Origin of the sequence: Streptomyces sp. NPDC086080, assembly GCF_044540255.1 — a bacterium.
Lineage (GTDB): Bacteria > Actinomycetota > Actinomycetes > Streptomycetales > Streptomycetaceae > Streptomyces.
Genome location: NZ_JBITRU010000018.1, coordinates 1 through 17,612 on the forward strand (window position 1 = coordinate 1; position 17,612 = coordinate 17,612).

Consider the following 17,612-nt stretch of genomic DNA (forward strand, 5'->3'; position numbering starts at 1 on the left):
CCTGACCCTCAATGAAGATCAGGATGATCGGACGATCGCGAGGTGGGTCACCGTTGATCCGCCGTTCAGCGGTCAGTTTTCATCCGTCGCCGACAGGCCACCACCCTGAGGCCGCGACGGCGCCTCCGGCACCACACGCTGGAACAGACAGGTCCTGGCGGGTTTGTGGTGCGCCCGGTCACGTTCTGGGAAGGAGGGTGGTCCGGCCGCCGAGGCGGCACTCACTGACAAGGCGATGCCGTTGCAGCGCCGGCAACCGCAGGGCCGGTCATCGGCCGTCGGCATCGCCACGCGTGGCCCGGGCTCACCCGACGCCGTCACGGGCCTGGCGCCCTCGTCGTTGTCGGCGCGGCCACTTCGACAGCGTGATCGGGTGGACGCCGAGGTCGGCGGCGATCTGTTCCAGCGTGACGCCGGGCTCACACCTGTCCGTGCACCAGTACCCAGCTCAGACGCCGTGGGCTTCTGTCGTTGTCGGTCGGTGTCGGGTTCCCTCGGGGCCCGGTGGGGGCCGTGATTGCAGGCGTCGTAGCCTCCTCGGGTGGACGACTCCTCTTGCTTCTGTCTCCTGTGCGCGCCTCCTCCGGGTGGCCCGGCCTGGGAGGAACGTGATGGCCGCATCGCCGCAAGCGTGTCCGAGTTCGGCTGGCACGTGATGGGGGTCGGCGCCGGGGGCGATGCGCCGGCGGACTGGGCCTACTCGATCGGCCTGTGGCACACCCTGCGCAGCCCTGAGGTCTGCATCTTCGGCCTGCGGGTCGAGACGATGATGCCCGTCATCAACGTTGCAGGCGGGGAGATCCGTAACGGTCACCCGCTGGAAGCCGACCAGGTGCGTGACGACATCCTGAACGGCTACCCGGTGACCGTCCGGCCGGTCCACCCGAGTTGGTATGGGGACTTCTTCGGCGCCGGGATCGACTACTACCAGGCCCCTCCATTTCCCGTCATGCAGCTGTTCTGGCCGGACAAGGACGGTCGCTTCCCCTGGGACGACCGGGCCGAGGAATACTGCCGCGCGAGCCAGCCTCTTCTGTGGATCCCAAAGGAGGAAACCAGCGGACCGTGGGCTGATCACGACTGAGGTCGACGTTCGGTCTTGGGCGGGGCAGCCTGGTGGTGAGCACCGCTTGAGGAGTTCGATCACTCCTCGTCACGGCCAAGAAACCACCTGGTCACGCCAGCCGTGTCGGACTGCCCAGGAGTGCTGGCGTCCGGCTTCGCCCGGCCTCCCCGCGGGGCACGACTACGAGCGCAGGGCGTCGACCGGTTCCATGCGGGAGGCCCGCAGGGACGGGTAGAGGCCGGCCAGGAGTCCTACCAGGGCTCCGGCGACCGGGGCTCCGAGGGCGAGGCGGACGTCCAGGACCGGTGTCCACTCCTTGACGGCGGAGACGATCACCACGACGACCATGCCCAGGGCGGCGCCCACGACACCGCCGAGGAGTCCGATCGTCGTCGACTCCACCAGGAACTGGCCGGCGACCTGACGCCGCGAGGCCCCGAGGGCGCGGCGCAGTCCGATCTCCCCGATCCGCTCGATGACCGTCACCAGCGTCACATTGGCGATACCGATGGCCCCGACCACCAGCGAGACCAGCCCGAGGACCAGGAACAGGCCGTTGACGTCGCCCTGCACCCCCTTGCGGGCCTCGGCCGGATCGGTCGGTGCCGTCACGGTCAGGGCAGCCTCGGCGCCGGGGGCCAGCGCGATCGGCGCCTGGCGGGCGACCTGGCCGGCCGCGCCGAGCGCGGTGTTGATCAGCACCCGGGTCACGGTCCCCAGCCCCATCCGGTCCGCGGCCGTCGTGGGCGGCAGGATCACCGCGGTGGCGAGCTGCTGTTCCCGCTCCACTCCGCCGAGTATCCCGATCACCGTGTACGCCTGGCCCTTCAGGAAGACCGCGGGAGCGTTCTCCACCGAGCTGATGCCGAGGAGCCGTGCCGCCTGGTCGCCGAGGACCGCCACCCGGTCGTGCCGGGTGATGTCCCCGTCGTCGAGGAAGCGTCCGGTGGTCATCCCGCCCCGTACCGCGGCCGGCAGCGTGGGGGACGCGGCGACGACCGCCATGGTCTGACCGCTGACCTCGCCGGGAGCGACCACGTCGTTGGCACGCACCTCGACGCCCGCGGTCTCCTGGGAGGAGGCGATCGCCGCCACCGACTCGACCCCGGCCAGCCGGCGCACCGCGTCGACCCCCGACCAGTCCACGAGCGGACCGGAGCCGGCCGAGGCCACGGAGGACACCTCCACCGTGACCGAGGTGGCGGTCAGGGCGTCGAACCGGCCCACGATCTGGTTGCCTGCCGTGGACGAGACCCCGATGGTGATGACCAGGGTGGTGATGCCCAGGACGGTGCCAGCGTGGTCAGGGCGGAGCGCATCGGGCGGGCGAGCACCCCCGCCAGCGCTTCGGACCACAGGTCCCTGAAGTCCATCCAGGGGCGCTCGACGGTCCCCCCGGCCGGTGCTCTTCCCCCGGCCCGTGCCGTGCCCGTGGAAGCCGCGGCTTGCGGGACGCGTTTGCGGAACCTCATCGGTGCTCCTCGGTGAGCCGTCCGTCGCTGATCCTCACCCGCCTGTGGGCACGCCCGCTGACCGCCTCCTCGTGCGTGATCACCACCAGGGTCATGCCCTGCTCGCCGAGCCGGCCGAAGAGGTCCAGCACCGACTCGGTGTTCTCGCTGTCGAGGTTGCCGGTGGGCTCGTCGCAGAGCAGCAGGGCGGGTTCGCTCATCAGCGCCCGGGCGATCGCCACCCGCTGTCTCTCACCGCCGGAGAGCCGGTCGGGCCGGAAGCCGGCCCGGTGCGCCAGACCCACCCGTCGCAGTGCCTGCTCGGCCCTGGTACGGCGGCCGGCCCGGCCGCGCCCGGGGCGCGGCCGGCGGTAGGTCTCGGCCAGCATGACGTTCTCCTCCACGGTCCGGTACGGCAGCAGGTGGAAGGACTGGAAGACGAACCCGTTCCGGCTGCCACGCAACGAGGTGCGCTCCAGGTCGCCGAGCGCGTTGGTCTCCACCCCGTCGAGCCAGTAGGTGCCCGAGGTGGGTCGGTCCAGCAGCCCCAGGGTGTTGAGCAGCGTCGACTTGCCGGAACCGGACGGGCCGACGATCGACAGGTGCTCGCCGCGCCGAACGGTCAGGTTCACCTCGCGCAGGGCGTGCACCGGCGGTTCGGAGTCGAAGGTCCGGTCCACGGCGATCAGCTGGATGACCGTGCCCGCGTCGGGCACGACGGAGAACGGCGGACCGCTCATCGCCCGACCACCACCTGGTCGCCGGACTTCAAGGCGGCACCGGACGACGGGGTGACCTCCACCTGACCGCCCGCGGAGAGCCCGGCCTCGACGGGGACGTCCACCACCTCGCCACCGCGCACGACCTGCACCCGGGCCTTCCGGTCGGCGGACGTGTGCAGCGCGGCGACGGGCACGGTCAGCACCTTGCCCTCCGACGAGCCCACCTCGATGGTGACCTTCGCGGATTCGGCGGCTTTCTCGGCCAGCTTCCCCGCCGACACGGAGATCTGCACCGGTACGGGAGCCGAGCTGTCGCCGCTCCCGCCGTCCGAGGTCCCCTGCTGCTTGTCGGTGTCGGCCGGAGCGTCCTTCGGTACGTCGTCGCCGAGTGCCACCACTTCGCCGTCCGCCTCCGTGCCGTCGGTGGTCTCCACCCGGGCCCGCATGCCCTTGTGGAGCAGCTCGGCGTCGTCGGCCGGGACCACGGCCCGTACCACGACCTTGGAGCTGGTCACCGTGGCGACCGGTCCGGAGGGGGTGTCCCCCGTCTTCACGGACACCTTGTCCAGCCGAGCCGGAAGTTTCGGCAGGAAGACCACCTCACCGGCGGGGACCTTGGTCCCATAACCGGCCTGGAAGGCGGAGAGCGCGGCGTTGGCCGCGTCCAACTGTTGCTGTGCCGACTTGAGCTGCAGCTCAGCGGCGTCCCCGCCGGTGCCCGAGCCGTCTTCGGAGCCGCTGCCGGATTTCCCGGAACCGCCGCCGGGCTCCTCGGAGCCGCTGCCGGATTTCCCGGAACAGGAGGCGGCGGGATCTTCGGGGGGCACGGGGGTGTAGGCGAATCCCTGCCTCTTCATGCAGGCCGCGATCGCGTTCTTCAAGAGGTACTGCTTCTTGAGATCGGCGTTCGCGTCGGCGGGAATGTCGAGCTGCCCCAACGCGCCGGCCGTGGTCCTCTCACCGTCCGACGCGTGGGACTCCGAGCCGGTGTCGGTGTCCGTGTCGGTGTCGGTGCTACAAGCCGCCAGCAGCGACAGCAAACTGACCGCCGCCGTCGCGGCCAGTCTTCGGACAGTGCGGGATCGAGTCATCTACGTCCATCCGATCGGAAGGGAGGGGGATTCAGCCTGCGGACGCAGGAGAGGGCGGAGTTCACAGTGGTGCCGGCAGTTCATGGCCGTGGGGCCGGTACATGACCGAGCTGTAACAGCCGTGTGCCGTGACGGCCGGCCTCGGGACCGGCGCCGGTCATACGGGCGGCCCGGTGACGAAGCCACCGTTCTCGTCGTAGGGCCAGGCGTTGGCGACGCACCCGTGCAGGCCCTTGATCTGCTGCATCATCACGGGGGCCAGTTGCCCGGCGCCCCCGCAGGTCACGTGCGAGTGGCCGAGGAAGTGCCCCACCTCGTGGTTGATGATCAGCGCCCGGTAGTCATGGATCGGCCCGTCGAAGGTGGGCGAGCCCTTGACCCAGCGCTTGAGGTTCACCACCACCCCTCCGGGAACCTCGCAGTTGTACTCGCCTCCGGTGTCCTGCTGGATGCCGGCCCAGCACAGGGCGTCCGCCGTCGCCGGTGTCGCGATCTTTATCGTGATGTCGTGCGGCGATCCCGCGCCCACCAGCTGGAACGCGTTGTCCGGGTCGTGGGTCCAGCCCCGCGGGGCGGCGAGTATCCCGGCGATCTCGTTCGCCGCCTGGGACGGCGAGATGTCGAGGCCGGTCTCGACCTCCACGACGTAGCGCACCGGGCGGGAGCCGCTGCCCACCTTCTCCCCACTGGCCTGCGCGGTGACGAACGTCCCGCTGCCCGTCGGGGGAACGTCGATCTCGGTCCGACTCGCGGTGGGAGAGGGAGTGGGAGAGGGGGAGGAGGGCGGTGTGGGAGTGGGAGTGACGTGCGTGCTCCGCGGGTGCGGCGCACGCACCGACGCGTCGCTCCGCCCGCCTTCCAGCAAGTACGCCGCCGAACCCAGCAGGCCGACGGTCACCAGCAGGCTGGTCAGCAGGCTCCGGCCCCGGCGGCGCGGCCGTTCCAGGCGATGGGCGGACCGGCGTCGGCGACCGGCGCGGTGACCGGTGCGGTGACCGGCCGTGGTGCTGCCGGTGGCGGGTGCGGATTGCCGCTGAGGTGCCGAATGCATGGCAGCTCAATCTGGTGATCCCAGATGATCCCCATGAGCCGGTGCCATCACGGAAAGATAACGACGCCCGCGTTGGAGAGGGGCCTTCTTCGGGACGGTCATCTCGTCCGGTCTGCTTACACTGCCGAGATGCCACGGGTTCTGATCGTCGAAGACGACCTGGATGTCCGCAGGGCCGTCCAACTGGGTCTGCGGCACCAGGGACATGAGGTCTTCGCCGTGGAAACGGGGGAGGAGGGACTGGAACAGCTCCTCCCCTTCCGGCCGGACGTCGTCGTACTCGATCTCATGCTGCCCGGCATGTCCGGCCTGGACGTGTGCCGCCGGATCAGGGACCGCGACCAGGTGCCGATCATCATGGTGACGGCCCGGGGGGACGACGTCGACGTGGTCGTGGGACTGGAGACCGGTGCGGACGACTACGTGGTGAAGCCCGTGCAGGCCCGGGTGCTCGACGCACGGATACGGGCCGTACTGCGCAGACAGGACGTGTCGCTGCCGGACGGCACCCGTCCCCGGGCGGAGACGCACGGCGAGCTGGTCGTCGACCGCGCCGGGCTCGTGGTGACGCACCGCGGCGAACCGGTCACCCTCGCCCCCTCCGAACTGCGGCTGCTGCTGACCCTGTCGGCCTCGCCCGGCCAGGTGTTCAGCCGCCAGCAGCTGCTGGAAGCGGTCTGGGAACACAGCTACCACGGCGACATACGGCTCGTGGACGCCTGTGTGAAGCGACTGCGCAACAAGCTCGGCGAGGGCAGGAATCCCCGTTACGTGCAGACCGTTCGCGGATTCGGTTACCGCTTCGGCACCTCATGAGCCACCGGACGTCCGCCGCCGTACCGGGTGCCGGCCCCCGGCGGCTCCTCCGGGCGGCACTGACGCGCATCCCCCTCCCCCTGCGCGGCCTGCGCCCCCGCCTGCTGACGTCCTTCGTCCTGGTGGCCGTGGCCAGCTCCCTGGGCACCGGGGCCCTCGCCTTCCGCGAGGCGCGCACGGGGGTGCTCCAGCAGAGCCAGGACTCCGTCATCAACCGGTTCCGTACGAGCGTCGACGCCGTCGCGCCCTCCATCCCCCTTGCCCCGGACCGGTCGGACCTCCAGTTTGCGGTGGACCAGGTACTGTCCGCGAACCGTTCGTCGGGCTGGCGGATCATGGCCGCGTACGGCGGCCACCGCGCCTATGTGCCGAGCGCCGGTTTCGTCGAGCCGAGCCCCGAAATGCTCCGGTCCGTCCGGGACCGTCGTGTCGCGGTGTTCCAGCGGATGAACGTCGACGGGCGCCCTCGTCTCGTCGTCGGCATGCCCGTCACGTACACCTCGGGCGAGGGCACGCAGACGCTCTCCGGGCTCGTGATGTACCTGGAGGTCCCGCAGACCACCGAAGAGGGGTACGTCGAGGCCATGGTCCACGGCATCGAGCGGGCCACCCTGATGGCCCTGTGCCTCGCCGTCGTCCTGGCGCTGCTCGCCGCGAGCGGCGTACTGCGTCCCGTACGGGCGCTGCGCCGGGCGACGCGCCGGATGGCCGCAGGGCATCTCGACGTCCGGCTGGACGTCACCGGTTCCGACGAACTGGCCGATCTCTCCCGGTCCTTCAACGAGACGGCGGCCGAACTGGAGCGAACCGTAGGGGAGCTGCGTCGCCTGGAGGCCCAGGGGCGCCGCTTCGTGGCGGACGTCTCCCACGAGCTGCGCACGCCGCTGGCGGCGATGTCGGCGGTCACCGACGTGCTGGACCTGGAGGGGGGAGGGGAGACCGGTGAAGCGCTACGGCTCATCAGCGAGGGAACGAACCGGCTGAGCGGACTGGTGAACGACCTGATGGAGATCTCCCGTTTCGACGCGGGGGCGGCCGAACTCAACCGGGACGAGATCGACCTGGCCGAGTCCGTACGGCGCACCGTCGCCTCCCGGTGGCGGCAGGAGCAGGTGGAGACCCGGCTGCCCGGACCGGGTGAGCTCCGCGCGCGCGTCGATCCGCGCAGGCTCGACGTGGTGACGGCCAATCTGATCGGCAACGCGCTGCGGCACGGAGAGCCGCCCGTGCGGCTGACCATGGGGGTACGGGTGGACGGGGCGGGCATGGCGTGGGCCGTCATCGAGGTGACCGACAACGGGCCGGGGATCGCCGAGGAGGTCATGCCGCACATCTTCGAGAGGTTCTACAAGGCGAGCACCTCACGGGGCAGGAGCGAGAGCAGCGGGCTGGGTCTGGCCATCACGGCGGAGAACGTGCGGCTGCACGGGGGGCGCATCCGGGCGGCGAACCTGCCCTGGGGCGGTGCGGTGTTCACGGTCGAACTCCCGCTGCACCGCGACGACACCGACACCGACACCGACACCGACACCGGCACCGGCACCGGCACCGGCACCGGGACCGGCGGGGGCACCCGGTGAAGGGCTCGCGGACGGCAGCGCTGCTGTCCGGGCTCACGGCCGCGGCCGCGGTCGCGCTCACAGCGTGCGGAGTCCCCCCGTCCGGGGTCATCGAGGCCGGTGCGCCGGCGAGCGGCATGTACTCCCCCAGCGCGGCACCACCCTCGTCGCCCGCCACCGTCTCCCTCTTCTTCCTGCGCGACGGGGACCTGACGCCCTATCCCCGCCAGATCGACGACGCCGGGGACCTCGAGGCCGTCGTACACCTGCTGTTCAAGGGGCCGGCCGCGACCGAGACCGCGACGGCCATCACGGAGCTGCCCCGCCTGACGGACGCGCCACGGGTGGTGGTCGCCGACGGTATCCTCTTCGTCCAACTCCCCGGTAAGACGGCTCCGCTGAGCCGTCGGGCCATGCTCCAGCTGACGTGCACGCTGGACCACGCGGAAGCCGACGGCGGCACCGTGCGCCGTTCCGACATGTCCGTCAGCCTCCATGTGCTCGGGGACGGATGGACGATGACGCAGTCGGACTACGCGTGCCCCGTCGTGTCCCCTTCGCAGGAGCAACCGGAAGCACCGACCCCGGGGGAGCCCTCCGGCTGACCACCGGACGGCCCCCGCCCGGGACCGGAACCGGCCTTCCGGCCACGGTCCCCCGCCTGACCGCGCGATGGCCACCACGGCGACACTCTCCCTCGTTGAACCACCCAACGACCTCTCTCCGCGCTGTGACACCGCCTTCGCGGGGCCGGACGTCGACACCGCAGGCCCGCGTCGATGTACTGGTCCCGCGCCTCCCGCACGGCGGGCAGGAAGGCCACGTCGGTCACGTAGTAGGTGAATTTGACGACGTTGCCGAAATCGGCGCCGGCCGAGGCGAGGCAACGGCGGAGGTTCTCGAAGACCTGCCGGGCCTGCGCGGCGGGATCACCTTCCCCGACCAGCTTGCCGTCCGCGTCGAACGCGACCTGCCCCGACACGGCGACCAGCCGGCCGGTCCCTGTGACCACGTGGGTGTACCCCGTCCCGGGGGCCACGCCGTCCGGGGCGCCGATGTGGGTGAGCGGGGAGGTGTCCTGTGTGGGTTCCATGCCCGGCATTCCGGACCGCGCCCCGCCGAACCGGCCAGGAGGAACCGGGACGGTGGGGCGCCGAGGGAAGACCGACGCCCCCGGACCCTCACGTCGGTCCGCAGGCCGGTTCAGTCCGTAGGCCGCTCGTCCGTCTGGGCGGCTGGCTGGCGAACACCGGTGAGCGCCTCGCGATGGAACTGCGGGTGGGCAACGCGGGGGCGAACACCGTGGACGACCACGTCCGCGTCCTCGCCGCCGCGCTGGAGCAGATACCGCACTCCTCCCAGTCGAAGATCCTCGTCCGCGTCGACGGCGCGGGCGCCACCCACGGCCTGCTTCAACACCTGGAGGCGCTGAACACCAAGCGGCGCACGGTCCGCTACACGGTCGGCTGGGAGATCACGCCCGAGGACGAGGCAGCGATCGCAAGGCTCCCCGAACATGCCTGGGAGACCTCGCTGAAGCAAGACGGCGATCTCCAAGCGGGCTATCAGGTCGCGGAGTCGACCTACCTGAAGACCTGCGACGGCTGGCCGGAGGGTATGTGACTGGTCGTCCGCCGCGTGCGTGCGTCGAGGCGGCACCTGAAGAAGCTGACCGCCTTCGAGCAGAAGACCGGATGGCGCTACTCGATCACGGCGACGGACATCCGGCACATGTGGGGCATCGTCGGCTCCCACCAGATCCAGTTCCTTGACGCCCTGCACCGCGACCACACCGAGGTCGAAGACCGTGTCCGCACCAACAAGGCCATAGGGCCGGCGAACCTGCCCTCACAGCCGTGGCAGATCAACACGGCATGGATGCTCGCCGCGAACCTCGCCGCCGATCTCGACACCTGGCTACGGCTACTCACCCTGCACGACCAGGACAGCCTCGAAGATGCCGGGCCGGACACGATGCGCCTGCGCCTCCATCACCTTCCAGCCCGCCTCGCCCGTCACGCCCGGCGCCGCATCCTCCGCATCGAGCGGACCTGGCCCTGGGCGGCGGCGTTCACCACCGCCTGGAACAGGATCACTCAGCTTCCGGCCGCCACCTGACGGCCGACTCACGCCCCGACGAGGACCAGGAAGGAAGAGAAACCCGCAACCTTCGGGCCCGTGGAATCCGGCACACCCCGCGGGCGTCATGCGACGGCCCGTCCTCCGGCAGCAGAGGACATTACGGGCGAACAGCTGCGATCAGCGACCGAAATCCGCTGACGAATCGAGGCCAGACAACAAGCAGGGCCCAGGTTGATGACCTGGCCTTCTTCGTGGAGCGGGTGACGAGAATCGAACCCGCGCCCTCAGCTTGGGAAGCTAAGGCGACTCGTATCCGTTCACCTGGCTGAGCTGTGGCGGGGCAGTGCCGACTCCTGGCGGGCGGTCGGCGGGTTCCCCGGTGTTCCCCGTGAGTCCCCGCCTGTTCTGGCACGAGAGTGGCACGGTCCTGCGGTGGCGGTGAGGCATCTGACTTTTGCCGCACCCGGGCGGAGGCTTTTGCTGTCCGGCCTGGTGTTCACTAGGCACATGACAGGCAGTTCAGAGCAGCACCGCTTGAGAAGTGCGATCTCTGTCCTCAGCGATGCTGTCCCCGGAGACCTTCGACGGTCTCCCCTCGGCTGGGCTGGCGTACAAGCGTGGGAAGCCGCTCACGACATTGAGCTACCAGAGCCCTACCGTACGTTTGTCGCGGAGGTTTCCAACGGTTCATCGAAGGGCGCATCCATGGCCCACCGGCTCCTTCCGTTGGGAAGAATTCCTGAGAACTGGCAGAGCTGGAAAGCCGATTGCTGGCTCAGCCCCGAACCGTTCGATGGGACGGCTGAACGCAAGTTCACCGAGCCGTTCCCACTGGAGGAGGAGTGGCAGTGGGAGTACGACTACTACGACCACGATGAGCACTCACCTCTACTCCACGGCATCTATCAGAACGGCTCGGTCCTCCTGGGTGGCAACCGTGACTGCGAGTTCTGGGTACTCGTGGTCACGGGGCCTCAGCGGGGCCGGGTCTGGTGGCTTGGAGATGGATGCGCGGCTCCGTACGCGGACGCGGGGGAGAAAAGCGAGCCAGAGGCCGACTTCGTGGCCTGGTTCCAGGAGTGGCAAGCCGACCGAGGATGGTGGTCTGAGCACGTCGATGGGTAGGTCCCATCAGACGGTTGCCTGAGCGGAGTACAAGGGCCTGCCCGGCCGGGCAGGCCCTTGTACTCCGCTTCTGATCCGTAGCTCTGCAGAGATCGGTCATTGGAGGTCATACAGGCTGTGGGGAGGCCCGTGAGGGCCTGTGTGGGTCGCTGACGGTCGCTGGGGTTGCTGTACTTGGCTGCTGTGCCGCAGGATCGCCGGGTGTCCCGTCTGATCGGCCCGCATACCGCCGACCCGTGCCCTCGCTGCGCCGACGAAGCAGTCCGTCTGGGCACCCCGCCCCGCACCGCCGGCCCCGCTGAGGTCGGGTACACGTGCGACCGCTGCGGCCACGTCTGGTCTCGTTCGATCGAGACGGACTTGGCGGTCTACGACATCGTCCGGGCGGATCTTCCCGAGGCGACGTTTTACGAGACGGTCTGGAGCCTGGAGGACGACCGCGTGTTGCTCCGCGGGCCGGGTGGTGATTGGTACCGGTGGGTCGAGCACTGGCGAATCATCCTCTACTGACCATCTCCTGTTTGTACCTCAGCCGACGATAGCCAGCCACGACGGCGGGTCAGCCAACCGTGCAGGCGCGCGTGTGCCTCGCTGCACCCCCGCCGGCCTCAGCCACGCTGTCGGCCGTAGACCAGAGCAAGCCTCGACGGCGGGCGCGTTGGGTGGCACTCTGCGTGGTGACTTCTTCGTCCCGAAGCAACTGCGGTGAGTGCCTGGCCTCGGGCCGATGTGCCGCTCACCTGCCGCGACGGTCCGCAGGCATCCGCAGTTGTCCGCCGCTGTTCGTCGGCATTGTCACGCAGTTAGACACTCACTCGCCCCTCGATGCGAACTACGGGCGGGGCGGTTGCTGAGGCTTGCTGGGCTGACCAGCCAGTCGCGTACGTGCAGTGATGGTCGGCTGGGGTCGTACCGGTTGCTGTACTTCGCTGCTGTACAGCTGGACCCGGTTTTCGAACGAGTCACCGCCTGGAGAGAATCAGAGCATGGGCAAGCCAGTCTTGAACGACCGGCTCCGCCCGCTGTGGGAGGAGCACCGGCGCGCGCCGTTCCCCGGCCGCTTCCGCGGTGTGGACATCGCAGGCGTGGAGCTGGTCCTGCTTGATTCAAGCGTTGCGGGTCTGGTCATGGGAGAGCTGAGCGGCGGGCTGGATCATGACGAAGTCGCGATCCTCTGGACGTGCATCACGGACCTCGACAAGGTCGTGCCCCTGATCGATGACGAGTACTGCAGGGACTACTACGCACGACTGCGGGTGTTGGCCGAGCTTGTCGCACCGAGGTACATACCCAGCGCAATCTGAGGTCTCCATCCGCGCCAGCGTCAGGTCGATGGATTCTCAATGGGCGAGTCAAGGGCCGTCGAGTGCGATCAGTAGCCGAAGAAGTGGTGGGCCGGGTTTCTGACCTGCGGGCTTGTTGACGATCAACACTGCGACCTGCGACTTAGCTGTCGGTGGTTGTCGGCGTTGGTCGTCGTCGGGCTTCCTCGGACGGCCCCGGGACGGCCCATCCGTTGGGGAAGCGTCTCTGATCACTGCCGCATGCCCGCCCTCAATGAGCGTGCCGATTGCGCAAAGAGGCCCGGGTCGATGACCTGGGCCTTCTTCGTGGAGCGGGTGACGAGAATCGAACTCGCGCTCTCAGCTTGGGAAGCTGATGTTCTACCATTAAACTACACCCGCGTAAGATCCAGACCCCGCCGCATCGGTGGTGTCCGGACGCTCGTTCACTCTACCCCATGGCAGGCCCCCGGTGTTCAGGACCCGGGGGCCTGACGGTGTTTCAGGGTGTGGATGTGGCTGCGGAGGGCAGGCGTTGGGGCGTACCGTGAGGCGGTGGGGTGAGGGCGGGGTGCCGCCTGGAGGGTCGCTCCTTTGATCCCGTAACGTGGCTTTTGTCGTCAGGGCAGCAAGCCAGACGCGGTTCTCGGGGAAGGGACTCTTGGACTTGATGGAGCGCACCGTCGTCCGCTGTGCCGATGGGCACGTGTTCACCGCCGCCTCGTTTCCGATGCAGCAGGCCGAGCGACTCGGCCCCGGTCGGCTCCTGCGGTGTCCGCGCTGTGCGCGGCTTCGCAGTGTCGTGCCGGTAAGCCTGCAGAGGCGGTAGCGCGGCGGAGGAAGACAGAGGGCGTGGGCGCGCGGGGCGGCCGGTGACGGGCGTTCCGCGCGCCTTGCGTATTCTCGGGGCGTGCTTCTCTCAGACAAGGACATCCGGGCCGAGATCGACGCCGGGCGGGTGCGCATCGATCCCTACGACGAATCCATGGTGCAGCCGTCCAGCATCGACGTACGCCTCGACCGCTATTTCCGGGTGTTCGAGAATCACCGGTACCCGCACATCGACCCCTCCGTCGAGCAGGCGGATCTGACCCGGCTGGTGGAGCCGGAGGGCGACGAGCCGTTCATTCTGCACCCGGGTGAGTTCGTGCTGGCCAGTACCTACGAGGTCATCTCGCTGCCGGTCGACCTGGCGTCCCGGCTGGAGGGGAAGAGTTCGCTCGGGCGGCTCGGGCTGGTCACCCACTCCACCGCAGGGTTCATCGACCCCGGGTTCTCCGGGCATGTGACCCTGGAGCTCAGCAACCTCGCGACGCTCCCCATCAAGCTGTGGCCCGGTATGAAGATCGGGCAGCTGTGCATGTTCCAGCTCAGCTCGCCGGCCGAGCACCCGTACGGCAGTGAGCGGTACGGGTCCCGGTATCAGGGGCAGCGGGGGCCGACGGCCTCGCGGTCGTTCCTCAACTTCCACCGGACCCAGGTGTGAGCGGAGTGGGGTGCCCAACCGCCGGTGGTGCGGCGGGGCGGGCAGGTGCTTGACGCCTGAGGGCGGCAGATGGACGGGAAGGGGCTCCCCTCGGGGAGCCCCTTCCGCGTGTGGCCGCAGGGTCAGAACGTGCCCAGCTTTACGATCGACAGCAGGGCGAGCAGCTGGATCGCCGAAGCGCCCAGGGCCTTGGGCCACGGGAGGTCGTGGGAGCGGCTGACCATGACGGTGAGCAGGGCGCCGCCCGCCACCCAGGTCGCCCAGCCGAGGATCTGGACGAAGGACGCGTCGCCGCCGGCGAACATCGCGACGACCAGGCGGGGGGCGTCCGTGATGGACATGATCAGCATGGAGAGGCCGACCGTGGGCTGCCAGGCGCCGTTGCCGCCGAGCTGGCGGGCCAGGGTGTGGGTGACCACGCCGAGGACGAACGAGCTGAGCACCATCGCGACGGCCGTCGTCAGGACGATCGGTATCGCGTTCGAGAGGGTGGCGTTGATGGCGTCCTCGCGGGCGCCGTCGAAGCCGAAGACGGCGAGCAGGCCGTAGAGGAAGGTGACGACGAGGGCGGGGCCCCACATCGCGTAGTCGCGCATCTGGAGGAACGTCTGGGAGGGGGAGAGGACGATGCCCTTCAGCAGCTCCTTCCAGCGCAGGCGGGGGCCGATCGGGCCGGGGTGGTAGGTGTCGGCCTGGTGGTAGGGGTCCTCGTCGATCGAGAAGGCATGGGTGTGGCCCGCCTGGTTGGCCGCGTACGGGTCCTGCGGGGCGCCGTGAGGGCCGGGAGGGTACGCGCCGTCGCCGAAGTACTCCGGCTCGCCGTAGCCGCCACCTCCACCAGGGCCGCCGTGCCCGCCGTGCCCGCCGTGTCCGCCCCGGCCGCCGTGCACCTGCGGCCACGGGCTGCCGCCCCCGCCGCCCTGGCCGTACGCCGGGGGCTGCGGTGCCTGCGGGTAGCCGTACGACGGCCCCGGCGGCGTCTGCTGCCCGTGCGGGGGTTGTTGCGGTCGCGTGTGAGGAGCGCCGTTGTTGTTCCGGCCGCGTCCGATCCTGAATCCAGCCACGTCATCGAACGTACCTGGTCCCGGACGGCCGTGTGCCGGGGCCGGGCATTCGGGCGGGGCTTTGCGGCCGAGCTGTGACAACCACTAAGGGATCGTCAGCCACGTCGTCCGTCGTGCGGAGGGGGCCGGGGCGGTCCTGTCCTCCGCAGGACGGACGGCGGGACGTGAACATGGCGAAGGGGCCGCCCTGTTGACTCTGCCGGACGGCCCCCTTCGCTCACGGACGTCGCCGTGCTACTTCACCGGCTCCGGCTCCGGAGCGGGCTCGCTCTCCTCGTCGCCGGCCGGGTCGACCGGCGTCTTGACGGACTCCAGCAGCAGCTGGGCGACGTCGACGACCTGGACGGACTCCTTCGCCGCGCCGTCGTTCTTCTTGCCGTTGACCGAGTCGGTCAGCATGACCAGGCAGAACGGGCAGGCGGTGGAGACGATGTCCGGGTTGAGGGCGAGGGCCTCGTCGACACGCTCGTTGTTGATGCGCTTGCCGATCCGCTCCTCCATCCACATCCGGGCGCCGCCGGCGCCGCAGCAGAAGCCGCGTTCCTTGTGGCGGTGCATCTCCTCGTTGCGCAGGCCCGGGACCTTGCCGATGATCTCGCGCGGGGGCGTGTAGATCTTGTTGTGGCGGCCCAGGTAGCACGGGTCGTGGTAGGTGATCAGGCCCTCGACCGGCGTGACCGGGATGAGCTTGCCCTCGTCCACCAGGTGCTGGAGCAGCTGGGTGTGGTGGATGACCTCGTAGTCGCCGCCGAGCTGCGGGTACTCGTTGCCCAGGGTGTTGAGGCAGTGCGGGCAGGTGGCGACGATCTTCTTGGCCGACTTGGGCTTGCGGGACTCCTCGGTGACCTTCCCGTCGTCGTCCATCTCCTCGCCGAAGGCGGCGTTGAGGGACATGACGTTCTCCATGCCGAGCTCCTGGAACAGGGGCTCGTTGCCCAGGCGCCGCGCGGAGTCACCGGTGCACTTCTCGTCGCCGCCCATGATGGCGAACTTCACGCCCGCGATGTGGAGGAGCTCCGCGAAGGCCTTGGTGGTCTTCTTGGCGCGGTCCTCCAGGGCGCCGGCGCAGCCGACCCAGTACAGGTACTCGACCTCGGACAGGTCCTCGATGTCCTTGCCGACGACCGGGACCTCGAAGTCGACCTCCTTGAGCCACTCCAGGCGCTGCTTCTTGGCGAGGCCCCAGGGGTTGCCCTTCTTCTCCAGGTTCTTGAGCATCGTGCCCGCCTCGGACGGGAACGCGGACTCGATCATGACCTGGTAGCGGCGCATGTCGACGATGTGGTCGACGTGCTCGATGTCCACCGGGCACTGCTCGACGCAGGCGCCGCAGGTGGTGCAGGACCACAGGACGTCGGGGTCGATGACGCCGTTCTCCTCCGCGGTGCCGATCAGCGGGCGCTCGGCCTCGGCGAGGGCCGCCGCGGGGACGCCGGCCAGCTGCTCCTCGGAGGCCTTCTCCTCGCCCTCCATGGTCTTGCCGCCGCCGGCCAGCAGGTAGGGGGCCTTGGCGTGCGCGTGGTCGCGCAGGGACATGATCAGGAGCTTGGGGGAGAGGGGCTTGCCCGTGTTCCAGGCGGGGCACTGCGACTGGCAGCGGCCGCACTCGGTGCAGGTGGAGAAGTCCAGCAGGCCCTTCCAGGAGAACTGCTCGACCTGGGAGACGCCGAAGACGTCGTCGTCACCGGGGTCGGTGAAGTCGATCGGCTTGCCGCCCGAGGTCATCGGCTGCAGGGCGCCGAGGGCGGTACCGCCGTCGGCCTCGCGCTTGAACCAGATGTTCGGGAAGGCGAGGAAGCGGTGCCAGGCGACACCCATGTTGAGGGTGAGCGAGACGACGATCATCCAGACGAACGAGGTCCCGATCTTGATCATGGCGACCAGGTAGACCAGGTTCTGCAGCGTTTCGACCGACAGTCCGTCGAAGGCGAGGACCAGCGGGTACGAGGCGAAGTACGCGGGCTCGTAGCCGTCGACGTGGTGCAGGGCGCCCTCGAGGCCGCGCAGCACGTAGATGGCGAGGCCGATGGTGAGGATGACGTACTCGACGAAGTACGCCTGGCCCGACTTGGAGCCGGTGAAGCGGGACTTGCGGCCCGGGCGGGTCGGAAGGCTCAGCAGCCGGATGACGATGAGTACGGCGATGCCGAGCACGGTCATCACGCCGATGAACTCGATGTACATCTCGAACGGCAGGAAGCCGCCGATCACCGGCAGCACCCAGTCGGCCTGGAAGAGCTGGCCGAAGGCCTGGGCGAGGGTCGGCGGCAGGGTCAGGAAGCCGACGGCGACGAACCAGTGGGCGATGCCGACGATGCCCCACCGGTTCATGCGGGTGTGGCCGAGGAACTCCCGTACCAGGGTCACACTGCGCTGGTAGGGATTGTCGGTCCGGGCGCCTGCCGGAACCGGCTGGCCCAGTTTGAAGTACCGGACGAACTGGCCGATCGCGCGTGCGAGCAGCGCGACGCCGACCACGGTCAGTACCAGCGACACGATGATCGCGGCGAGTTGCATGGGGGCTCCTCGGGCCTGCGAGGGGGGTTCACGGAGGGGACGGTTCCGGGGTTCCGCGGTGGCTTCCCACTGCGGCTTCCCCGAGATTACTAAGCGGTAACTTATGCAGTCCGTCTGAGACTACCCCGAATCTCCGGCCGCACTGTAGCCGGGCACGGGGTGATCTGGATCGCTGAGGGTTGCCTGTGGGGCCCCCGGGAGGCGGCCCTCTCGGTGCCGTTTCCGGATGCCTCGGCGCGCGCCCCGTACGGCGTCCGGGACGGGGTCCGGGGCGGCGTCGGGGTGGCGTCCCGGATCCG

Annotated in this window: 17 protein-coding genes and 1 tRNA gene; 10 read left to right on the forward strand and 8 right to left on the reverse strand. The window is 69.4% G+C overall.

The annotated features are described in order from the left end of the window. Positions 1–541: 541 nt before the first annotated feature. Positions 542–1,084 carry a DUF4262 domain-containing protein gene (locus ACIF9R_RS21360; protein WP_399982319.1) on the forward strand — a complete coding sequence of 181 codons (543 nt, stop codon included), beginning with the start codon at positions 542–544 and terminating at the stop codon, positions 1,082–1,084. A 162-nt stretch (positions 1,085–1,246) separates the two neighbouring features. On the opposite strand, the gene ACIF9R_RS21365 is transcribed toward ACIF9R_RS21360, so the two are convergent. The 4 genes from ACIF9R_RS21365 to ACIF9R_RS21380 all read right to left on the reverse strand — a co-directional run bounded on the left by ACIF9R_RS21365 (position 1,247) and on the right by ACIF9R_RS21380 (position 5,381). Continuing rightward, positions 1,247–2,422 (reverse strand): ABC transporter permease, encoded by a 1,176-nt coding sequence (locus tag ACIF9R_RS21365; RefSeq protein WP_399982322.1) that lies wholly within the window; start codon positions 2,420–2,422, stop codon positions 1,247–1,249. Positions 2,423–2,534: 112 nt separating this feature from the next. After that, a complete protein-coding gene (locus ACIF9R_RS21370; RefSeq protein WP_399982325.1) occupies positions 2,535–3,257 on the reverse strand; it encodes an ABC transporter ATP-binding protein in 723 nt (240 codons plus the stop codon). After that, positions 3,254–4,330: a hypothetical protein gene (locus tag ACIF9R_RS21375; protein WP_399982328.1), complete on the reverse strand. Its 1,077-nt coding sequence runs from the start codon at positions 4,328–4,330 to the stop codon at positions 3,254–3,256. The genes ACIF9R_RS21370 and ACIF9R_RS21375 overlap by 4 nt, the downstream gene beginning before the upstream one ends. A 157-nt stretch (positions 4,331–4,487) precedes the next feature. Beyond that, positions 4,488–5,381, reverse strand: a complete 894-nt coding sequence (locus tag ACIF9R_RS21380; RefSeq protein ID WP_399982330.1) for a DUF3152 domain-containing protein — start codon at positions 5,379–5,381, stop codon at positions 4,488–4,490. Between the two features lie 129 nt (positions 5,382–5,510). Here ACIF9R_RS21380 and ACIF9R_RS21385 point away from each other — a divergent pair, with 129 nt between their 5' ends. From ACIF9R_RS21385 to ACIF9R_RS21395, 3 genes are read left to right on the forward strand one after another with little or no spacing between them, the layout of a single operon-like run. After that, the gene (locus ACIF9R_RS21385; protein WP_399982332.1) at positions 5,511–6,197 is read left to right on the forward strand and encodes a response regulator; all 687 of its coding nucleotides are present in this window, start codon (positions 5,511–5,513) and stop codon (positions 6,195–6,197) included. Further along, positions 6,194–7,777, forward strand: a complete 1,584-nt coding sequence (locus tag ACIF9R_RS21390) for an ATP-binding protein (RefSeq protein WP_399982334.1) — start codon at positions 6,194–6,196, stop codon at positions 7,775–7,777. Before ACIF9R_RS21385 ends, ACIF9R_RS21390 begins: the two co-directional genes overlap by 4 nt. Beyond that, positions 7,774–8,361 (forward strand): hypothetical protein, encoded by a 588-nt coding sequence (locus ACIF9R_RS21395; protein ID WP_399982337.1) that lies wholly within the window; start codon positions 7,774–7,776, stop codon positions 8,359–8,361. The genes ACIF9R_RS21390 and ACIF9R_RS21395 overlap by 4 nt, the downstream gene beginning before the upstream one ends. Here ACIF9R_RS21395 and ACIF9R_RS21400 read toward each other — a convergent pair. Further along, entirely contained in the window at positions 8,289–8,849 is a 561-nt protein-coding gene (locus ACIF9R_RS21400) for a RidA family protein (protein WP_399982339.1), read from the reverse strand. The genes ACIF9R_RS21395 and ACIF9R_RS21400 overlap by 73 nt on opposite strands. A 173-nt stretch (positions 8,850–9,022) precedes the next feature. On the opposite strand from ACIF9R_RS21400, the gene ACIF9R_RS21405 reads away from it, so the two are divergent. From ACIF9R_RS21405 to ACIF9R_RS21425, 5 genes are all read left to right on the forward strand, one after another. Further along, positions 9,023–9,379: a hypothetical protein gene (locus ACIF9R_RS21405; RefSeq protein ID WP_399982341.1), complete on the forward strand. Its 357-nt coding sequence runs from the start codon at positions 9,023–9,025 to the stop codon at positions 9,377–9,379. A gap of 15 nt (positions 9,380–9,394) precedes the next feature. Continuing rightward, a complete protein-coding gene (locus ACIF9R_RS21410) occupies positions 9,395–9,874 on the forward strand; it encodes a transposase (RefSeq protein WP_399982344.1) in 480 nt (159 codons plus the stop codon). A gap of 471 nt (positions 9,875–10,345) precedes the next feature. Next, on the forward strand, positions 10,346–10,963 hold the full coding sequence (locus tag ACIF9R_RS21415; RefSeq protein WP_399982347.1) for a hypothetical protein: 618 nt from the start codon (positions 10,346–10,348) through the stop codon (positions 10,961–10,963). A gap of 201 nt (positions 10,964–11,164) precedes the next feature. After that, positions 11,165–11,473: a hypothetical protein gene (locus tag ACIF9R_RS21420; RefSeq protein ID WP_399982349.1), complete on the forward strand. Its 309-nt coding sequence runs from the start codon at positions 11,165–11,167 to the stop codon at positions 11,471–11,473. A 476-nt stretch (positions 11,474–11,949) separates the two neighbouring features. Continuing rightward, entirely contained in the window at positions 11,950–12,267 is a 318-nt protein-coding gene (locus tag ACIF9R_RS21425; protein WP_399982352.1) for a hypothetical protein, read from the forward strand. A 307-nt stretch (positions 12,268–12,574) separates the two neighbouring features. On the opposite strand, the gene ACIF9R_RS21430 is transcribed toward ACIF9R_RS21425, so the two are convergent. Beyond that, positions 12,575–12,648 (reverse strand) — tRNA-Gly (locus ACIF9R_RS21430). A 508-nt stretch (positions 12,649–13,156) separates the two neighbouring features. Here ACIF9R_RS21430 and dcd point away from each other — a divergent pair. Continuing rightward, positions 13,157–13,732: a dCTP deaminase gene (gene dcd / locus ACIF9R_RS21435; RefSeq protein WP_399982355.1), complete on the forward strand. Its 576-nt coding sequence runs from the start codon at positions 13,157–13,159 to the stop codon at positions 13,730–13,732. Between the two features lie 122 nt (positions 13,733–13,854). Here dcd and ACIF9R_RS21440 read toward each other — a convergent pair whose 3' ends face one another. Both ACIF9R_RS21440 and ACIF9R_RS21445 read right to left on the reverse strand, forming a co-directional pair. Continuing rightward, positions 13,855–14,877 carry a YIP1 family protein gene (locus ACIF9R_RS21440; RefSeq protein ID WP_399982357.1) on the reverse strand — a complete coding sequence of 341 codons (1,023 nt, stop codon included), beginning with the start codon at positions 14,875–14,877 and terminating at the stop codon, positions 13,855–13,857. Between the two features lie 153 nt (positions 14,878–15,030). After that, on the reverse strand, positions 15,031–17,313 hold the full coding sequence (locus tag ACIF9R_RS21445; protein WP_399982360.1) for a heterodisulfide reductase-related iron-sulfur binding cluster: 2,283 nt from the start codon (positions 17,311–17,313) through the stop codon (positions 15,031–15,033). Positions 17,314–17,612 lie beyond the last annotated feature (299 nt).

Coding starts and splice junctions, on each gene's coding strand:
- ACIF9R_RS21385 (WP_399982332.1), top strand. CDS start 5,511: ATGCCACGGGTTCTGATCGTCGAAGACGACCTGGATGTCCGCAGGGCC.
- ACIF9R_RS21405 (WP_399982341.1), top strand. CDS start 9,023: ATGGAACTGCGGGTGGGCAACGCGGGGGCGAACACCGTGGACGACCAC.
- ACIF9R_RS21425 (WP_399982352.1), top strand. CDS start 11,950: ATGGGCAAGCCAGTCTTGAACGACCGGCTCCGCCCGCTGTGGGAGGAG.
- ACIF9R_RS21380 (WP_399982330.1), bottom strand. CDS start 5,381: ATGCATTCGGCACCTCAGCGGCAATCCGCACCCGCCACCGGCAGCACC.
- ACIF9R_RS21415 (WP_399982347.1), top strand. CDS start 10,346: ATGACAGGCAGTTCAGAGCAGCACCGCTTGAGAAGTGCGATCTCTGTC.
- ACIF9R_RS21375 (WP_399982328.1), bottom strand. CDS start 4,330: ATGACTCGATCCCGCACTGTCCGAAGACTGGCCGCGACGGCGGCGGTC.
- ACIF9R_RS21400 (WP_399982339.1), bottom strand. CDS start 8,849: ATGGAACCCACACAGGACACCTCCCCGCTCACCCACATCGGCGCCCCG.
- ACIF9R_RS21390 (WP_399982334.1), top strand. CDS start 6,194: ATGAGCCACCGGACGTCCGCCGCCGTACCGGGTGCCGGCCCCCGGCGG.
- ACIF9R_RS21445 (WP_399982360.1), bottom strand. CDS start 17,313: ATGCAACTCGCCGCGATCATCGTGTCGCTGGTACTGACCGTGGTCGGC.
- ACIF9R_RS21370 (WP_399982325.1), bottom strand. CDS start 3,257: ATGAGCGGTCCGCCGTTCTCCGTCGTGCCCGACGCGGGCACGGTCATC.